This window comes from Natrinema gelatinilyticum, from assembly GCF_024266705.1.
In the GTDB taxonomy this organism is placed as follows: domain Archaea; phylum Halobacteriota; class Halobacteria; order Halobacteriales; family Natrialbaceae; genus Natrinema; species Natrinema gelatinilyticum.
In genome coordinates this window covers 2,912,374-2,927,431 of record NZ_CP100756.1, presented here as the reverse complement: position 1 = coordinate 2,927,431, position 15,058 = coordinate 2,912,374, and the positions used below count along the sequence as shown (strand labels likewise).

At 63.7% G+C, this 15,058-nt stretch carries 15 protein-coding genes; 6 read left to right on the top strand and 9 right to left on the bottom strand.

The window, feature by feature from the left end:
- Nucleotides 1–23 precede the first annotated feature (23 nt).
- The 6 genes from NJU76_RS14330 to NJU76_RS14305 form a co-directional block, all read right to left on the bottom strand.
- The gene (locus tag NJU76_RS14330; RefSeq protein WP_254529824.1) at nucleotides 24–2,507 is read right to left on the bottom strand and encodes an aerobic carbon-monoxide dehydrogenase large subunit; all 2,484 of its coding nucleotides are present in this window, start codon (nucleotides 2,505–2,507) and stop codon (nucleotides 24–26) included.
- Nucleotides 2,504–3,166, bottom strand: coding sequence for a (2Fe-2S)-binding protein (locus tag NJU76_RS14325; RefSeq protein WP_278002475.1), 663 nt, complete (start codon nucleotides 3,164–3,166; stop codon nucleotides 2,504–2,506). The genes NJU76_RS14330 and NJU76_RS14325 overlap by 4 nt, the downstream gene beginning before the upstream one ends.
- A complete protein-coding gene (locus NJU76_RS14320) occupies nucleotides 3,163–4,050 on the bottom strand; it encodes an FAD binding domain-containing protein (protein ID WP_254529822.1) in 888 nt (295 codons plus the stop codon). The genes NJU76_RS14325 and NJU76_RS14320 overlap by 4 nt, the downstream gene beginning before the upstream one ends.
- Entirely contained in the window at nucleotides 4,047–4,640 is a 594-nt protein-coding gene (locus NJU76_RS14315; RefSeq protein WP_254529819.1) for an SRPBCC family protein, read from the bottom strand. Before NJU76_RS14315 ends, NJU76_RS14320 begins: the two co-directional genes overlap by 4 nt.
- Nucleotides 4,641–4,990: 350 nt before the next feature.
- On the bottom strand, nucleotides 4,991–5,143 hold the full coding sequence (locus NJU76_RS14310; RefSeq protein ID WP_254529818.1) for an AbrB/MazE/SpoVT family DNA-binding domain-containing protein: 153 nt from the start codon (nucleotides 5,141–5,143) through the stop codon (nucleotides 4,991–4,993).
- 61 nt (nucleotides 5,144–5,204) lie between these two features.
- Nucleotides 5,205–5,498, bottom strand: coding sequence for a hypothetical protein (locus tag NJU76_RS14305; protein WP_254529816.1), 294 nt, complete (start codon nucleotides 5,496–5,498; stop codon nucleotides 5,205–5,207).
- A gap of 135 nt (nucleotides 5,499–5,633) precedes the next feature.
- Here NJU76_RS14305 and NJU76_RS14300 point away from each other — a divergent pair, with 135 nt between their 5' ends.
- Together NJU76_RS14300 and NJU76_RS14295 are read left to right on the top strand one after the other, a co-directional pair.
- Nucleotides 5,634–6,488: a 3-hydroxyacyl-CoA dehydrogenase family protein gene (locus NJU76_RS14300; RefSeq protein WP_254529814.1), complete on the top strand. Its 855-nt coding sequence runs from the start codon at nucleotides 5,634–5,636 to the stop codon at nucleotides 6,486–6,488.
- Nucleotides 6,489–6,674: 186 nt separating this feature from the next.
- Nucleotides 6,675–8,027 (top strand): hypothetical protein, encoded by a 1,353-nt coding sequence (locus NJU76_RS14295; protein ID WP_254529812.1) that lies wholly within the window; start codon nucleotides 6,675–6,677, stop codon nucleotides 8,025–8,027.
- 318 nt (nucleotides 8,028–8,345) lie between these two features.
- On the opposite strand, the gene NJU76_RS14290 is transcribed toward NJU76_RS14295, so the two are convergent.
- Both NJU76_RS14290 and NJU76_RS14285 read right to left on the bottom strand, forming a co-directional pair.
- Nucleotides 8,346–8,858 (bottom strand): macro domain-containing protein, encoded by a 513-nt coding sequence (locus tag NJU76_RS14290; RefSeq protein WP_254529810.1) that lies wholly within the window; start codon nucleotides 8,856–8,858, stop codon nucleotides 8,346–8,348.
- Between the two features lie 82 nt (nucleotides 8,859–8,940).
- Nucleotides 8,941–9,267, bottom strand: a complete 327-nt coding sequence (locus NJU76_RS14285) for a hypothetical protein (RefSeq protein ID WP_254529808.1) — start codon at nucleotides 9,265–9,267, stop codon at nucleotides 8,941–8,943.
- A 360-nt stretch (nucleotides 9,268–9,627) separates the two neighbouring features.
- Between NJU76_RS14285 and NJU76_RS14280 the strand changes: the two genes are divergently transcribed.
- Nucleotides 9,628–9,795 carry a hypothetical protein gene (locus NJU76_RS14280; protein WP_254529806.1) on the top strand — a complete coding sequence of 56 codons (168 nt, stop codon included), beginning with the start codon at nucleotides 9,628–9,630 and terminating at the stop codon, nucleotides 9,793–9,795.
- A gap of 248 nt (nucleotides 9,796–10,043) precedes the next feature.
- Here the strand turns inward: NJU76_RS14280 and dpsA are convergent, their stop codons facing one another.
- Entirely contained in the window at nucleotides 10,044–10,589 is a 546-nt protein-coding gene (gene dpsA / locus NJU76_RS14275; protein WP_254529804.1) for a DNA starvation/stationary phase protection protein DpsA, read from the bottom strand.
- Between the two features lie 203 nt (nucleotides 10,590–10,792).
- Here dpsA and NJU76_RS14270 point away from each other — a divergent pair, with 203 nt between their 5' ends.
- The 3 genes from NJU76_RS14270 to NJU76_RS14260 all read left to right on the top strand — a co-directional run bounded on the left by NJU76_RS14270 (nucleotide 10,793) and on the right by NJU76_RS14260 (nucleotide 14,636).
- Nucleotides 10,793–12,262, top strand: coding sequence for an aldehyde dehydrogenase family protein (locus tag NJU76_RS14270; RefSeq protein ID WP_254529802.1), 1,470 nt, complete (start codon nucleotides 10,793–10,795; stop codon nucleotides 12,260–12,262).
- A 134-nt stretch (nucleotides 12,263–12,396) separates the two neighbouring features.
- The gene (locus NJU76_RS14265; protein WP_254529800.1) at nucleotides 12,397–13,353 is read left to right on the top strand and encodes a carbohydrate kinase family protein; all 957 of its coding nucleotides are present in this window, start codon (nucleotides 12,397–12,399) and stop codon (nucleotides 13,351–13,353) included.
- Nucleotides 13,354–13,481: 128 nt separating this feature from the next.
- The gene (locus NJU76_RS14260) at nucleotides 13,482–14,636 is read left to right on the top strand and encodes a YhjD/YihY/BrkB family envelope integrity protein (RefSeq protein ID WP_254529798.1); all 1,155 of its coding nucleotides are present in this window, start codon (nucleotides 13,482–13,484) and stop codon (nucleotides 14,634–14,636) included.
- Nucleotides 14,637–15,058 lie beyond the last annotated feature (422 nt).

Here is a 15,058-nt window from a genome sequence, read left to right as displayed (position 1 = left end):
GAAGGACCCGCGGGGTTGGGCGCTCAATCGTCCGCGACGCCGTCACTCTCCCAGCCCTCGAACGTGAGTTCGATGTTATCCGCGGGGTCCATTGCCAGCCCCGCCTCGTCGAGGTTCTCCCAGACGCGGTCGGGCGTCATGGGCATCTCGACGTGGCTGATCCCGCCGTGGGACATGGCGTCGACGACGGCGTTGACGATCGCCGGCGGCGAGCCGACGGTCGGCGACTCACCGACGCCCTTCGCGCCGATCGGGTGGTGGGGCGACGGCGTGACGGTGTGGCCCGTCTCGAACTCCGGGATCTCCATCGCGGTCGGCAGTAGGTAGTTCATGAAGTCCCCGCCGGTAACGTTGCCGTTGTCGTCGAAGGTAACGTGTTCCAGCATTGCGGTCCCGATCCCCTGGGCGAGGCCGCCATGGATTTGGCCCTCGATGATCATCGGGTTGATCCGGTTCCCGCAGTCGTCGACCGCGACGAACTTCTCGAACTCGACCTCGCCGGTCTCGCGGTCGACCTCGACGATCACGACGTACGATCCGAACGGGTAAGTCATCTCCGGCGGATCGTAGTAGTTGACCGCCTCGAGGCCGGGCTCCTCGCTCGTCGGGTGATTCATGTACGCGCCCGCGGCAATCTCGGTGATCGAGATTGACCGATCGGGCGCGCCGGCGACGTGGAACTCGCCGCTCTCGCGGTCCCACGTGATGTCCTCCTCGGCGGCCTCGAGTTCGTTGGCCGCGATCGACGTCGCCTTCTCGCGGACTTTGCGGGAGGCGACGGCCGCGGCTGCACCTGCGACGGGTGTACTTCGCGAGCCGTAGGTCCCGAGGCCGTACGGGTCGGTGTCAGTGTCGCCGTGTTCGACGGTGATGTCGTCGACGTCCATCCCGAGTTCCTCGGCGACGATCTGAGCGAACGTGGTCTCGTGGCCCTGTCCCTGGGTCTGGACGCCGACCCGGACCGTCGCGTTGCCGGTCGGGTGGACTCTGATTTCGGCAGAGTCGAACATCTCGACGCCCGCGATGTCGCAGGACTTTCCGGGTCCGGCGCCAACGACCTCGGTGAACGAGGAGATTCCGATGCCGAGCAGTTTGTCGGCGTCCTCCTCGATCCGGCGCCGCTGTTCCTCGCGGTAGGCCTCGTAGTCGGCCATCTCGAGGGCCTTGTCGAGGGCCTTCTCGTAGTCGCCGGAGTCGTAGTTCCAGCCAGTCGCGCTCTCATAGGGAAACTGGTCGGGCTGGATGAAGTTCTTCCGCCGGACCTCGGCGGGGTCCATGTCGAGTTCGTCGGCCAGCACCTTCACCATCCGCTCGATGAGATAGACGGCCTCCGTCACGCGGAACGAGCACCGATAGGCCACGCCGCCTGGCGCGGTATTAGTGTAGGCTGCGGTCAGCGAGCCGTACGCCGTATCGATGTCGTACGACCCCGTGAAGATGTTGAAGAACCCGGCCGGGAATTTCGACGGCTGTGCGACGGCGTTGTACGCGCCGTGGTCCGCGAGCACGTCGGTCCGGACTGCCAGAATCTCGCCGTCCTCGGTCGCAGCGAGTTCGCCGGTCATGTCGTAATCGCGGGCGAACCCAGTCGACTGGATGTTCTCCGAACGCTCTTCGACCCACTTGACCGGCTGCTCCAGGACGTACGACGCCGCGGCGGCGACGACGTAGCCGGGGTAGATCGGCACCTTGTTGCCGAACCCGCCCCCGACGTCCGGACTGACGATCCGGATCTTGTGTTCGGGGATCCCCGAGACCTGCGCGAACAGCGTCCGGTGGATGTGGGGCGCCTGCGAGGTCATGTGGACTGTCAGCTTGTCCTTCCCGGGGTCGTAGTCGCCGACGGCGCCGCAGGTCTCGATCGGCGCGGGGTGAAGCCGCTGGTAGAGCATGTCCTCTTCGACGGTGACCGGTGCCTCGTCGAAGACCTCGGCGGTGGCCTCCTCGTCACCGGTCTCCCAGTCGAGACAGTGGTTGTCGTCCTGTCCCTCGATGTCGTCCCTGATCAGCGGCGCGTCGTCCTCGAGCGCCTCCTGGGCGTCGACGACGGGATCCAGAACGTCGTAGTCGACGACGACCTTCTCGGCGCCGTCTTTCGCCGTGTACCGGTCTGTCGCGATGACGGCGGCGACCTCCTGAGACTGGAATTTGACCTTGTCGTTGACCAGCACGTCCTGGGTGTCGGCCATCAGCGTCGGCATCGTCGCGAGGTCGTACTCGAGCAGGTCTTCGGCGGTGAGGACGGCGACGACGCCATCGACGTCCAGCGCTCGCGACTTGTCGATGCCTTCGATGCGGGCGTGAGCGTGCGGACTGCGGACGATCTCGCAGTGGAGCATCCCTGGCTTCTTCACGTCGTCGACGTAGTTGCCGCGCCCGGTGATGAACCGCTGATCTTCCTTGCGTTTGACCTCCTCACCCATCCCGCCGCGGCCGTGACCGCAGTGCTTCTCGGGCTGCGGACCGCCGTCTTCCGCCTCCGCGTACCGTTCCGAATCGCTGCTCATTCGCTCTCACCTCCGAGGTCGGAGCCGCACTCGCGGTCGGCCGCGGGCCCGCCACAGCAGTTCTCGACGCCGCAGTCGAACTTGGCGCCCCCGTCGGCCTCGTGGTCAGGCGGCGCGACCGTCGAGCCGTCGGCGCCTGTGATGACGCCGCCGTCGGCGGCCGCGACTTCCTCGTCCGCGAGTTCCTCGGCGGCGTACTCGATCGAGCGGACGATGTTCTGGTAGCCGGTACACCGACAGAGGTTGCCGCTGATCGCCTCGCGGATCTCCTCCTCGCTCGGGTCGGGATTCTCGTCGAGCAACGCCTTGCCCGACATGATCATTCCGGGCGTACAGTAGCCACACTGCAGCCCATGTTCCTCGCGGAACCCCTCCTGCAGCGGGTGCAGGTCGTCGCCGGCCTCGGGGAGGTCCTCCATCTTTTCGACGGTGGTGAGTTCGCTCCCGTCGGCCTGGGTTGCGAACATGAGACAGGACTTGATCGGTTCCCCGTCTTTGAGGACCGTACAGGCCCCGCAGTTGCCGGTGTCGCAGCCGATGTGGGTTCCGATCAAGTCCAGCTCTTCCCGGATCGCGTGGACGAGCAGCCGTCGCGGTTCGACGTCGATCGTGTGTTCGGTGCCGTTGACCGTCAGCGTAATCTCTCGCGTGTCTGTCACTGTGATACCCTCCGTTTGACGAGTCCGGCGCGCTCGGCAGCGTCGCTCAGCGCCCGTTGCGTGAGGACGTTTACCATGCGCTCTTTGTAGCCGGCGTCCCCATGCTCGTCGGACTCCGGGTTCGATTGTTCGGCCGCCAGCTCGCCTGCGCGTTTGAATACCTCGCAGCCGGGCTCGTCGCCCTCGAGGTGATCCTCGGCGTCGGTCGCCCGGACGTTCGTGATGTCGACAGCAGTGAGACCGATGCCAGCGCGCTCGATTCGGCCGTCCTCGTCGAGAACGAGCCGCGCGGCAGAGCCGGCCATCGCGTAGTCGCCGACCTTCCGTTTCAGCTTGTGATAGCCGCTTCCCTCGTGAGCCGCCGGCGTCGGAACCCGGAGTTCGGTGACGAGTTCGTTCTCGTCGAGGGTCGTATCGTACGGCAGCAAGAAGAAGTCCGACGCGGGGATGACCCGCTCGCCGTCCGGGCCGTGCGCGACGATCTCGCCCTCGTGGGCTAGCAGGACGCTCCCCCAGTCGCCCTTCGGGTCCGCCTGCGCGATCGCACCGGCGACCGTGCCGCGATTGCGGATCTGCGGGTCCGCGACCAGCGGCGCCGCGTCGGCGAAGCTGCCGTACTTCTCGTCGATCAGGGCCGACTCCTCGAGGTCGGCGTGGCGCGCGAGTGCTCCGATTCTGAGCCACTCGTCGTCCTCTTCGAGGTAATCGAGGCTCTCGATGCGGTTGATGTCGATGACCGTCTCCGGAACCGCGAGTCGGAACCGGAGCATTGGCACCATGCTCTGGCCGCCGGCCAGGATCGCCCGGTCGTCTAGGCTCTCGAGTAGGCTCACGGCCTCTTCGACGGTTTCTGGTTCGTGGTGTTCGAACTGTGCCGGTTTCATAACATCCCGCGGATTCGGTCCGTGATGCCCGAATCCGTCTCCTCGACGTCGGTCATCTGCTGCTCGATGTTGCCGAAGAAGTTGTTCACGATCTTGGTCGCGACCGGGTCGATGACCCGCGAGCCGAGCTGTGCGATGCGACCCGAGATGTCGGCCTCGGTCCACCACTCGATCCGCGAGCCTTCGCCGTCCTCGAGCGGATAGATCTGCATCCCCGACTCCATGCTAAAACTGCTGCCGCTAGCGGTTCCGCTGCCGCTCGCGATCATGCAGAAGTCCTCCTTGTCGCGCTCCTCGATCGTCATCGAGGTCTCGAACCTGGGCTTGACGCTCCCGACTCCGACCTGCATCAGCGCGGCGTACTCCTGATCCTCCTCGAACGCCCGTGCGGCGACGGCTTCCGGATCGGCTTCGGGCAGCGTCTCCGCGTCCTCGTCGGCCTCGTACTCGTCGAAGCTGAAGTCCTCGTCCATTGGGGTAATGTACTGACAGCCCTTCAGCGCGTTCCGAACCGCGACGGGATCGGACAGAACGACCCACGCCTTCTCCTGCGGTACCCCCTCGAGTTCGAACTCCCCGTCGAACTCCATTACGACCACCTGCTCTCGGTCCACACTGGTCGTGTATCGCTCACCATCATCTTTTATACTCCTGTACTATGTGCATACTATTTACCACACTACATGGTATCCCGTAACACGCAAATAAATACTTTAGTGTTTCCAAAACAACATATCTGGACGAACGTTTAGGCTAATGCCGGGCGAGAAACTACAAGACTACGACGACCGAATCGAACTGGATGCGGCCGTCGCCTCGGTTCGTGCCCTTCGAGCAGAGTGACTGCCGTCGGTCGAAACGGAGCGCGCCCTCCTGGACGATCGTCGGTCGACAGCGCCGCTCGGCGAGGAGCGAAGGAAAAAACCGCGGCGGTCGGCAATTACTCGGACTCGAGTTTCTTGACGATGATCTGTCCGTCTTCGACGTGCCACTCGATCCGATCGCCGGGGCCGACGACGAGGAAATTGCGGACGGGCTTCGGTACTGTCGTCAGGTTCTTTTCGGTAACCTTCGTATCTGTGAGATTGCCCATGGTCGCGGCGTACAGCCCTAGTGAATACATAGTTTACGCTATACCGACGGACGAGAGCCGATCAGCCGGTCGAGCGCCACCGGTGAGCGCCGCCGTCGGACGCCTTGGTGAAGTCCAGATCGTATCGATCGGATTCGAGGAGCACCGGTCCCGGCACGTATCGGTTCTCCGTCCCGTCGACCGGCTTGAGGAGATTTCGATCGGCCATCGTCGAGAGGACGTCTCGAACGGTTCCTTCGCGGCCAGGGATCAGATTCGCTTCTTCCATCACGCTGTCGACGTCGACCTGCCCCTCGAGAAATGCCAGTCGAATCGACGACACCCACGCTGGTTCCCGCTTCGTCTCCCGACACATGAAGGGTACCTCGAGGACGATGCTGTTATACTTTCTGACGGGAAAGTGCAAGCGATCTACCGGTGCCGATCGCTTCCGATGACCGGAAACGCCGTCTACCGCCAAACTTACGCCGGCGTTCAGTGTACGACGCGTATGGTTTGCGACCGAATCGAGCGGATCGGTGTTGTCGGTGCAGGAACGATGGGAAGCGGTATCGCACAGGTCGCCGCAACCCGCGGGTACGACGTCGTCATGCGCGACATCGAAACGGAGTTCGTCGAGAGCGGTTTCGAGACCATCGACGACAGCCTCGGGCGCCTCGAGAGCCGGGACGCGCTCCCCGAAGACCCCAGAACGATCCGCGAGCGGATCGAGGGGACGACGGTCGTGGAGGACCTCGCGGACTGTGACCTCGTGGTCGAGGCCGCCCTCGAGGATCTCGACGTGAAAAAGGACGTGTTCGCCGACCTCGAGCGCGTGTGCGACGAGGACGTCCTGCTGGCGACGAACACGAGTACGATCTCGATTACGTCGATCGCGGGCGACCTCGACCGTCCCGAACGCGTGATCGGCCTACACTTCATGAACCCGGTGCCGATCATGGAGGGCGTCGAGATCGTCGTCGGAGAAAAAACGACCGACGAAGCGACCGCACTGGCCCACGACATCGCCGCGGCCCTCGAGAAAACGACCTGGGAGTCCGACGACAAGCCCGGCTTCGTCACCAACCGGATTCTGATGCCCTGGATCAACGAAGGCATTCGGGCCTACGACGAGGGCGTGGCCACGAGGGAGGACATCGACGCCGGCATGGAACTCGGAACGAACGTCCCGATGGGGCCGCTGACCCTGGCCGATCACATCGGACTCGACGTCTGTCTCCACGCGTCCGAGACTCTCCACGAGGAACTGGGCGACCGCTACAAGCCCGCGTACCTCCTGAAGCGAAAGGTCGAAGCTGGCGACCTCGGGAAGAAGACCGGCGTCGGATTCTACGAATACGAGTGACATCCGCCGGGCCGTAAACGGCAAGGGATCGAAGATCCCTCGCGCAGTCGGGCGAAGCACGCTCCTCGTACGTCGGTAACTCCCATCACTCTCCCCGTTCGGAGAGTGATTCCCGAATCGCTCCTCAGGACGGCTGATTCAACGCGGGAGTAATTACTTGACAATTGACACTCGAGTTGCTGCCAGATGCGAACCGCTCGATTCACCCTCGCCCTCTGCTGTTGTGTCGCCGTCGGACTGGCCGGTGTCGCCGGCGTCGCGGGGGCCCCGCCACCGTCGCAGATCTGTGGTGTCTGCGGCCCGGGAATCGCAAACGACGCCGAAATCGCCGGTGCCACGGGTCGCGGAACGCTCGACATCTACATCGACGAGACCGGTGACTCGCGCTGGAACGCTCGCGTCCCGGTCACCTCCTCTGCGGCCGAGCGATACCGAACGGACACAACTGCTCTCGAGGCAGCGGTCGACGACGCGTGGGCGCGATATCACGCCGCCGTCGGGGACGTCCGATCGGTCGACTCGTCGCTCGAGGGCGACACCGTCGTCGTGAACTACACCGTTACCGGCGTCGCTCGGCGGGGCGTCGGCGACGCCTGGATCGTCGACTACTTCGCGACCGGCACGTCACCCACTCGCTACGAAGTGGTAGCCGACCGAGTGACGATACACTCCCCCGACGGAACGGTCGTCACGAACCGAATTCCGCTCGCGGACGTCGACGGAAACACCGCGACGTGGACGAACGAGACCGAACGCGACTGGGGCGAGGATTTCGACGAGCAGACGTACGTCACCTACGGCAGCGACGGTGTGGTCGGTACCGCGAGCGGCTACGCCACGATCGGGCTCACAGACGGTCCAGCAGTACTCGTTCGCGGCCTGGCCACCGGACTCCTCCCCGGTGTCGCACTTGGTCTCGTCGGGGTCGCCATCGGCCGCGCTACTGGCGGCCGTCCCGCGGTCGACGCCGTCGCCACCCGTCTCGGGTTGCGGGACGTCTCCACGGACGTGTCGTCGCTCGAGCGACTGACCGTCGGAATCGGTGTCCTCGGCGCGATCGGAATCCTCGTCTTCGGTGCGCTGACGATCAGTCGCGCTCTCACTCACGGCGTCGTCGTCCTCTCATCTCTCGGTGTCGGATACGCGCTCCTCGGTGCGGCCGCGGCCCGCATCGGTGACCGCCTCCACACTCGCGGCCTGGTCGGACTCGCGGCCCTCGCGACACTGACCGCTGCCGGATACACGCTGCTGCTCACCGGGGCGCTCGCCTACCCGCTCCCGCTTCTGTTTGGATTTGCCACCGCGCTCTTTCTCCCGATCGGCTTCGCGTTCGAACGTGACCGGACGCCGATCGGCCTCCTGGCGATCGTCGCACTCGTGCCGACTGGCGCCGTGGTTCTCGTCTATCCGATGTCCGCCCTGCGTTTCTGGACGATCGCGTTCGGGACCCTGCTGTTCCTTCCGTGGGTCGCCGTCGTCGCCCTGTTTGGGGCACCGTTGGCACTGCTTGGGCGACGGCTGGCTACCAGCCGAGGCTGAGCCGTCACCGTCCACCGAACCCAGGCCGGAGCGTGATCTGCCTCGAGACCGGGACGGTCGGGTCGAAGACCTGTCTCTCACCGGACTCGAGTCCCGGATCAGGGACGGTCGGGCGAGTACCGGACGGCCGACCCTTCACCGGAACCGGCACAATCGGTCGCAGCCACACGAGCATCGTTTGCCGGCCCCGATGAGCAGGAGCGTGCCGTTCTCGACCGCCAAGAATCGTCCGCGATGACCGGGACAGCACGGTGCGTCTCGTCGGTATTCGAGAGCCGTCGATCAGTGCTGCTCCTCGCGATCAGCTCAGTTCACCGATCAACGCCGCTCGTCCCGGTCTCCAGTCGCGGCCACCATCGCATCGTACTCCGCGTCGCTGTAGGCGATCAGACGGACGTCCTCGAGTGTGGTCGGCTCGTATGCGTCGATCACCTCGCCGATGATCTTGGCGCCGTCTCCGAGGTCGAAGCCGGCGACACCACAGCCGAGCGCCGGCACGACGAGCGACCGGCAGCCGAGTTCGTCGGCTCGTTCGAGGGCGTTTCGCGTCGCGTTTCGGATGCTCTCGGACGTCGCGTTCCCGTCGCCGTAATGGGGCATCGCGGCGGCGTGAATGACGTACTCGGCCTCGAGGTCGTAGGCGTCCGTGACCGCGACCGTTCCGAGGTCGACCGGCCCCGTTTCCATCGCGTCTTCGTTGATTTCGTCGCCGGCGCCGCGCCGGAGTGCACCGGCGACGCCGGACCCCATTCGAAGGCTCGTCCCGGCGGCGTTGACGAGCGCATCAGCGGACTGGTCGGCGATGTCTCCCTGGATGACGACGTAGTCCATGGTCGATTCATACAGATCGAACCAATTGAAACTGGTCGTGACGATACGCCCGGTTCAGGCAACACGCGTTTCTGCAGGCGTATCAGTCGGTTCGGATCCACTCGTCGCCTGCGGAGAGGGGCGTGACGTCGGCGTTCGCGACGCCGTAAAATTTCTCACGGCCGATGGGGGTTCTGAGTCGCACGACACGGGTATAGTCGGTCACCTCGAAGGCGGTCACCGTTCGTGTGGAGCGGCGATGTGCGAGTTCAAAGCGCCGCTTCGCATCCGCTTCGACGGTCACGCGGTTTCCGAGCGGCCAACTTAGCGATTCGACGTACTCTGTACTGACGTCGAACAACTGAGCGACCAGTTTCCGACCCCGTCGGCGGCCAGTAGCACCCTGTGACCCGTTCTCGTGTGAACACATATGACATCCGTTTCGGCGAGACCAGAAAAGTGATACTATCTTCGCGTGGTCATCTCTCGCAGGATCAGTCGAGCGGCGTGAACCGCCTCGGGGTCACGTAGTTCGAGACGCAAAAGGTCTCGCAGACCTCGCGGAGCGTCGCTCCGCTCAGTCACGAAAATCTCCGATTTTCGAACGACCCCGGGGCACTCGCCCTGAATATCTGTAGAGCTCGTTCTGGCGGTGTACGAGAGACGACCGCGAGAAACCCGTGGACCGATACCTGGCAACAGACACCGATACCGCCGTCCCGACGACCCGTTCCCGAGATCCTAGGGCGACCAAAACCTTTTTAGATTTAGGCTCGCCTAACTCACAGTGATGGTCGAACCCGTCCGTAGGGAGGAATCAGAACACGACGAAGAACTCGAGGAGCCGGCGAAGGTCGTGACGAGCCACGAAACTCGTCCCGGGAAGGTCGTCTTCACCGAACGGAACAACAGCGACGGCTGGATCGCCACGGATCTGGCCGTCGATCTCGAGCCCTGATTCGGTCGATATTCGGGTCGAACGAACGTCAATCAGTACAGATGGTGTTCGACCGGCTCGTACCGGCGACGACTCTCTCTCAAATCGTTACTCTCACCCAAACTGCTACTTCCGCAGCAACTGACCCTGTCGCAGGGTATCGGTATCGCAGAAAAAACGACCTCCGCTAGTGAGCACCGCCGATGTGCTCTCGCGTCGTTTCGCTCGGGTTTTCGTTGTACTGTCCTCGAATTCGTTCGGTTAGCGGGTCAGTGCGTCGCTTCCTCGAGGACCAGCGTATCGTCTTCGAGGTAGTGTTCGAAGTGGTGGCCGTCTTCTTCGATCGTGACGAGGATTTCGCGCAGAATCTCGGCTGTCGCGTGGTCGCCAAGATTTTCGGCGAGCTCGATACTGTCGCGCATCGACTCGATGATGTCGCCGTACATCTCGAGGTCGTTTTCGAACATCGTGCGGACGTCGTAGACGTCCTCGCCCTCGAATTCGACGGTCGCACGCTGCTCCTGATCCGACGGTCCCGAGACGGGAACGCCGCCCAGCGCCTGTGCTCGTTCGGCGATGATGTCCGCGCCTTCTTCGACGTGTTCGTACGCCTCTTCGAGGAACTCGTGGAGCGGGAGGAACTCTGCGCCTTCGACGACCCAGTGGTGCTTTTTCAGCTGATGGTAGAGAACGTAGGCGTTGGCCAGTTCCGTATTCAGTGCCTCGACGATCTGCTCGGCTTTGTCTTGGTCGAGACGAAGCGCGTTCTCCTCGACGGTGCCTGCCTGTTGACGAACGGTCTTTTGCGTACTCATCCCAATCCTGGCTACACTCGCATTCTACTTAAAGCTTGCCCAGGAGAAAACATTTATTTTGGTTTTGCGAATTCATATTTCCATATTACGCTCATATTTTGGTTGTATTAGTATGTCCGTCCAACAGGACGACACTCTCTTCTACAACGTTGTTTTTTCAACCTCGAGTAAACATTTTCAAGGTGCAGTTCCAAAGGGGTCATATGGCAACGAGGATCGCTCAGCGGAGAGAACGAATGTACGTCGATGGAGAGTGGCTCGAGGCCGAGAACACGCTTTCAGTCTCGGACCTTGCTGAAGGCGGGACTTTCGCGCAGGTGGCCGCAGCAGGATCGGCCGAAGCGCGCACCGCACTCGAGGCAGCCCACGAGAGCAAACCGACGATGCGGGAGACGACGATCGTCGAACGCGCAGCGTGGTGCGAGGAGATCGCCGAGGGACTCCGGGAACGCGAAGAGGAACTCGCGGAGGTCATCGTTCGCGAGGCGGGGAAACCGATCTCGTCGGCTCGTGGCGAGGTCGGCCAGGCGGCCGAGCGGTTCGACCGGGCGGCCGAGGAGGCCCGCAACATCGTTAGCAAGGGCGAGTACCGCGAAGGATCGACCGAGGGCCACGAGGGCTGGCAAGCGATCGTCAGGCACGAACCCATCGGCGCGGTCCTCTGTATAACACCCTACAACTACCCGCTGGCGACGACCGCCTTACAAGTCGCGCCCGCACTCGCTGCCGGCAACAGCGTGCTGTTGAAGCCCGCAACCAAGACGCCGATTTCTGCGGCGATTCTCGCAGACGTTATCGCCACTGTCGACGGGATTCCGGAGGGCGCCTTCAACTTCGTCCCCGGCAAAGCGAGCGAGATTGGCGACGTACTGGCAGGCGACGACCGCGTCAACGCCATCGCTATGACCGGCTCCTCGGGCGCTGGAAAGCACGTCGCACGCGAGAGCGGGATGGTCAATCTGCACATGGAACTTGGCGGGAACGCCCCGGCGGTCGTCTTCGAGGACGCCGATCTGTCCGAGGTGGCGGGCAACTGCACCAAAGGGTCGTTCAAGTACGCCGGACAACGGTGTTCGGCCATTTCGCGTGTGCTCGCTCACGAATCGGTCCACGACGAACTGGTCGACCTGATCGACGGCCAGATGGACGCCTGGCAGGCGGGCGATCTCTTCGACGAGAATACGGCGCTTGGCCCGCTCATCAGCGAGGATCAGGCCGACTGGGTCGAAGAACTGGTCGAGGACGCCGTCGCGAAGGGTGCGGACCTCGTCCGCGGGGGCGAGCGCCGCGCCCCGGATGGAGTGCCGGACGAACTCGGCGCGCAGTTCTTCGAGCCGACCCTGCTCGCGAACGTCCCGCACGAAGCCCGCATCGTAGACGAGGAGCAATTCGGTCCCATCGCCGCGATAACCACGTTCGAAGACGAAGCCGAGGCACTCGAAATCGCGAACGGCTCCGACCTCGCGCTCGACGCCGCGGTCTTTACGAACGACTATAAGCGCGCGATGCGGATGGCAGAGCGCATCGACGCCGGTGCGGTCCGAATCAACGGCGCACCGAGCCACGGACTCGGCGACGTTCCCTTCGGCGGGAACAAGGACTCGGGGATCGGTCGCGAGGGCCTCGACGCGTCGATCCACGCGATGATGCGCGAGAAAAGCATTATCCTCTGATCGACGACACCCGTACACAGTCTCGATTCTCGTCTCCGTTTCTTTCGGGTTCGTCCGCTCACATCGCGACGGAACGGCACCCAACAGGCCGGAAACAAAGGTACAACTAACTCATCCACGTGCGGAACCAACCTATGGCTCACGACGTACTCGTTGCCGGAGAGACCCTCATCGATTTCATTCCCAATCGACCCGGCCCACTCGACGACATCGCCACCTTCGAACGCCGTCCAGGTGGTGCGCCGGCAAACGTCGCCGTCGCGCTCGCACGACTCGAGCGGCTGCCGTTGTTCTGGACGCGTGTCGGTGACGACCCGTTCGGCCGCTATCTCGAGCGGCGGCTCGTCGAGTACGGTCTCACGGACCGATGGATCGAACGGGACGCCGACGCGAAAACGACGCTCGCGTTCGTCACCCACGACGAGACCGGTGACCGGTCGTTCAGCTTCTACCGGGACGGAACCGCCGACACGCGCCTCGAATCCGGACGGATCGATGACGACGCGCTGGCCGACTGTGACTGGGTTCACGCTGGCGGTGTCGCGCTCTCGAGCGGGTCGTCGCGCGCGGCGACGCTGGATTTGCTCGCGCGCGCCGCGGGTGCGGGGTGTACCGTCTCGTTCGATCCGAATCTGCGGCCCGAACTGTGGCCGGACGAGAGCGCGTTCGCCAGCGCAGCGGCCGAGGCGCTCGAGAACGTCGACGTCTGTCTCGCGACCGTCGAGGAACTCGAGGCGCTCGGCGTCGCGGGTGAGACGCCGAGCGCGATCGCTCGAGCGGCGATCGACCGCTGGCCACTCCACACCGTCTTCGTGACCCGAGGAAGCGATGGTGCCGTCGCCATTGCGAGCGAGGACGCACCCTGGCCCGCAGCGAGGGTCGACCATTCCGGGTTCGAGATCGACGTGGTCGATACGACGGGTGCAGGCGATGCGTTCGTCGCCGGTGCAATCGATGCGCTACGAAGCGGCCGAGAACTCGGTGCGAGCGTCGCGTTTGCGAACGCGGTCGGAGCAACGGCGACCACGGAGTCGGGGGCGATGACGGCCCTGCCCACGCGCAAGGCAGTGGAGACGGTGCTCGAGGAGTAGCAGCCGACACGGCGACACTGGTATCGGAAACGGGATCGACCAGTTGGGTAGCTGGAAGTCGTGCACTCGACGGGAGACAAGTGGCTGCAAGCCGGATCGCTATCCGGTTCTGCGGCGGACGATAGCGTATGCGCTTGGGCGAACACGGTACAGTCCCCTTCGCGAAGTCGGTAGTAACGGGAATACAGGAGAAAAACGTGACGTTCATGGCCGCCAGCATTGCCTATCAGGCGTTCGTTTCGTTGATCCCCTTGCTCGTCCTCCTCTTCTTTCTGGTCTCGATCGTCGGTGATGACGCGCTGGCCACACGGGTGTCGTCGATGACCGGAGGATTTCTCCCAGAAAGCGGGCAAACCCTGCTCGAGGACGGGATCGAAGGCTCGACGGGCAGCGTCGGAACGTCGCTCATTGGACTTACGGCGCTCGTCTGGGGGTCGTTGAAAATCTTTCGTGGACTCGATACCGCGTTCTCGGAGATTTACACGTCAACCGAGGAGAACTCGCTCGTAGACCAACTGCGCGACGGCGCTGTCGTCTTCGGGACGATCAGCGTCGCGTTGATCGCCGCCGGAGCGACCACCGTCGTCTTCGCGTTCTTCCCGAACAGCCTCCTCATCGGCCTCTTGAACCCGCTGTTGCTCGTCGTCGGACTGTCGATCGCGTTCCTCCCGATGTACTACTTCTTCCCGGACGTCGACGTCACAGTCAGACAGGTGCTGCCGGGCGTGCTCGTCGCCGCCGTCGGCTGGGCGGCCCTCCAGTCGCTGTTTCAGATCTACGTCGCCGTCTCGAGTAGCTCGGACTCGGCAGGGCCGATCGGGGCCGTTCTCCTCTTGTTGACCTGGCTGTACTTCGGCGGGCTGATCCTGCTCGCAGGCGCCGTCGTCAATGCGACGCGCTCGGGCCACATCGAGATCGAATCCGACGAGGCGATCGAGGGGATCCACGAAGACCCGAACCGCGAGCCGGTGGGCGATTCGAGCGAGCGCGAACGGAATCACCTCGAGCGTCGAGTGGAAGAACTCGAGCGGGAACGAGATCAGCTGAAAAACGATCGCGACGCCCAACGGTCGCGTCGGTACCGACTCGAGGACGGTGTCGACGAACTCGAAGCGCGGATCGATCGTCTCGAGGCGGAGAAGAGTGCACTCGAGTCGGAAATCGGACGGCTCCGGCGCGATCTCGAGGCACGCCAGGGCTCGATGTGGCAACCGAAGATACACGGGGCTCTCCGGCGAATTCGAACACTGAAAGTGGGTGTCGTCGAAAGCCGAAAGGAATGAGACAGCCTCCGCCGTGAACGGGAGGCTTCACGAAGAACAGCGGCTCGATCAGACGTCCCCGGTGGCAGGTCCGAAGCCCGACACCAATTCGTCCGGACGCCAGTCCAGACAGCCGTTCTCGCCTCGAGTCGGATCGTCCTGGCCCTTGGTCGGAACTCCCTCACCGGGCAGGGAGTTGGTGACCACCGCCATGGTCAATTCCGATACGGTGACGGGCAGTGACCCGGTATTGCCCTCGCTGCCGCGGCTGAATGAAAACTGAGCGATTCCAGGCGATGTCCGGCGTACTGTCTGCAAGAACGGTCCGCATCCGCTGCGGTGGTGTATCGCGGGCCACGAGCGCAGCAGGTAATACAGTATTACCACGGGCGACGTCAATCGACCGAGCTGGCCACGCCCGAGGTCGGATACCAGCGTCTCGA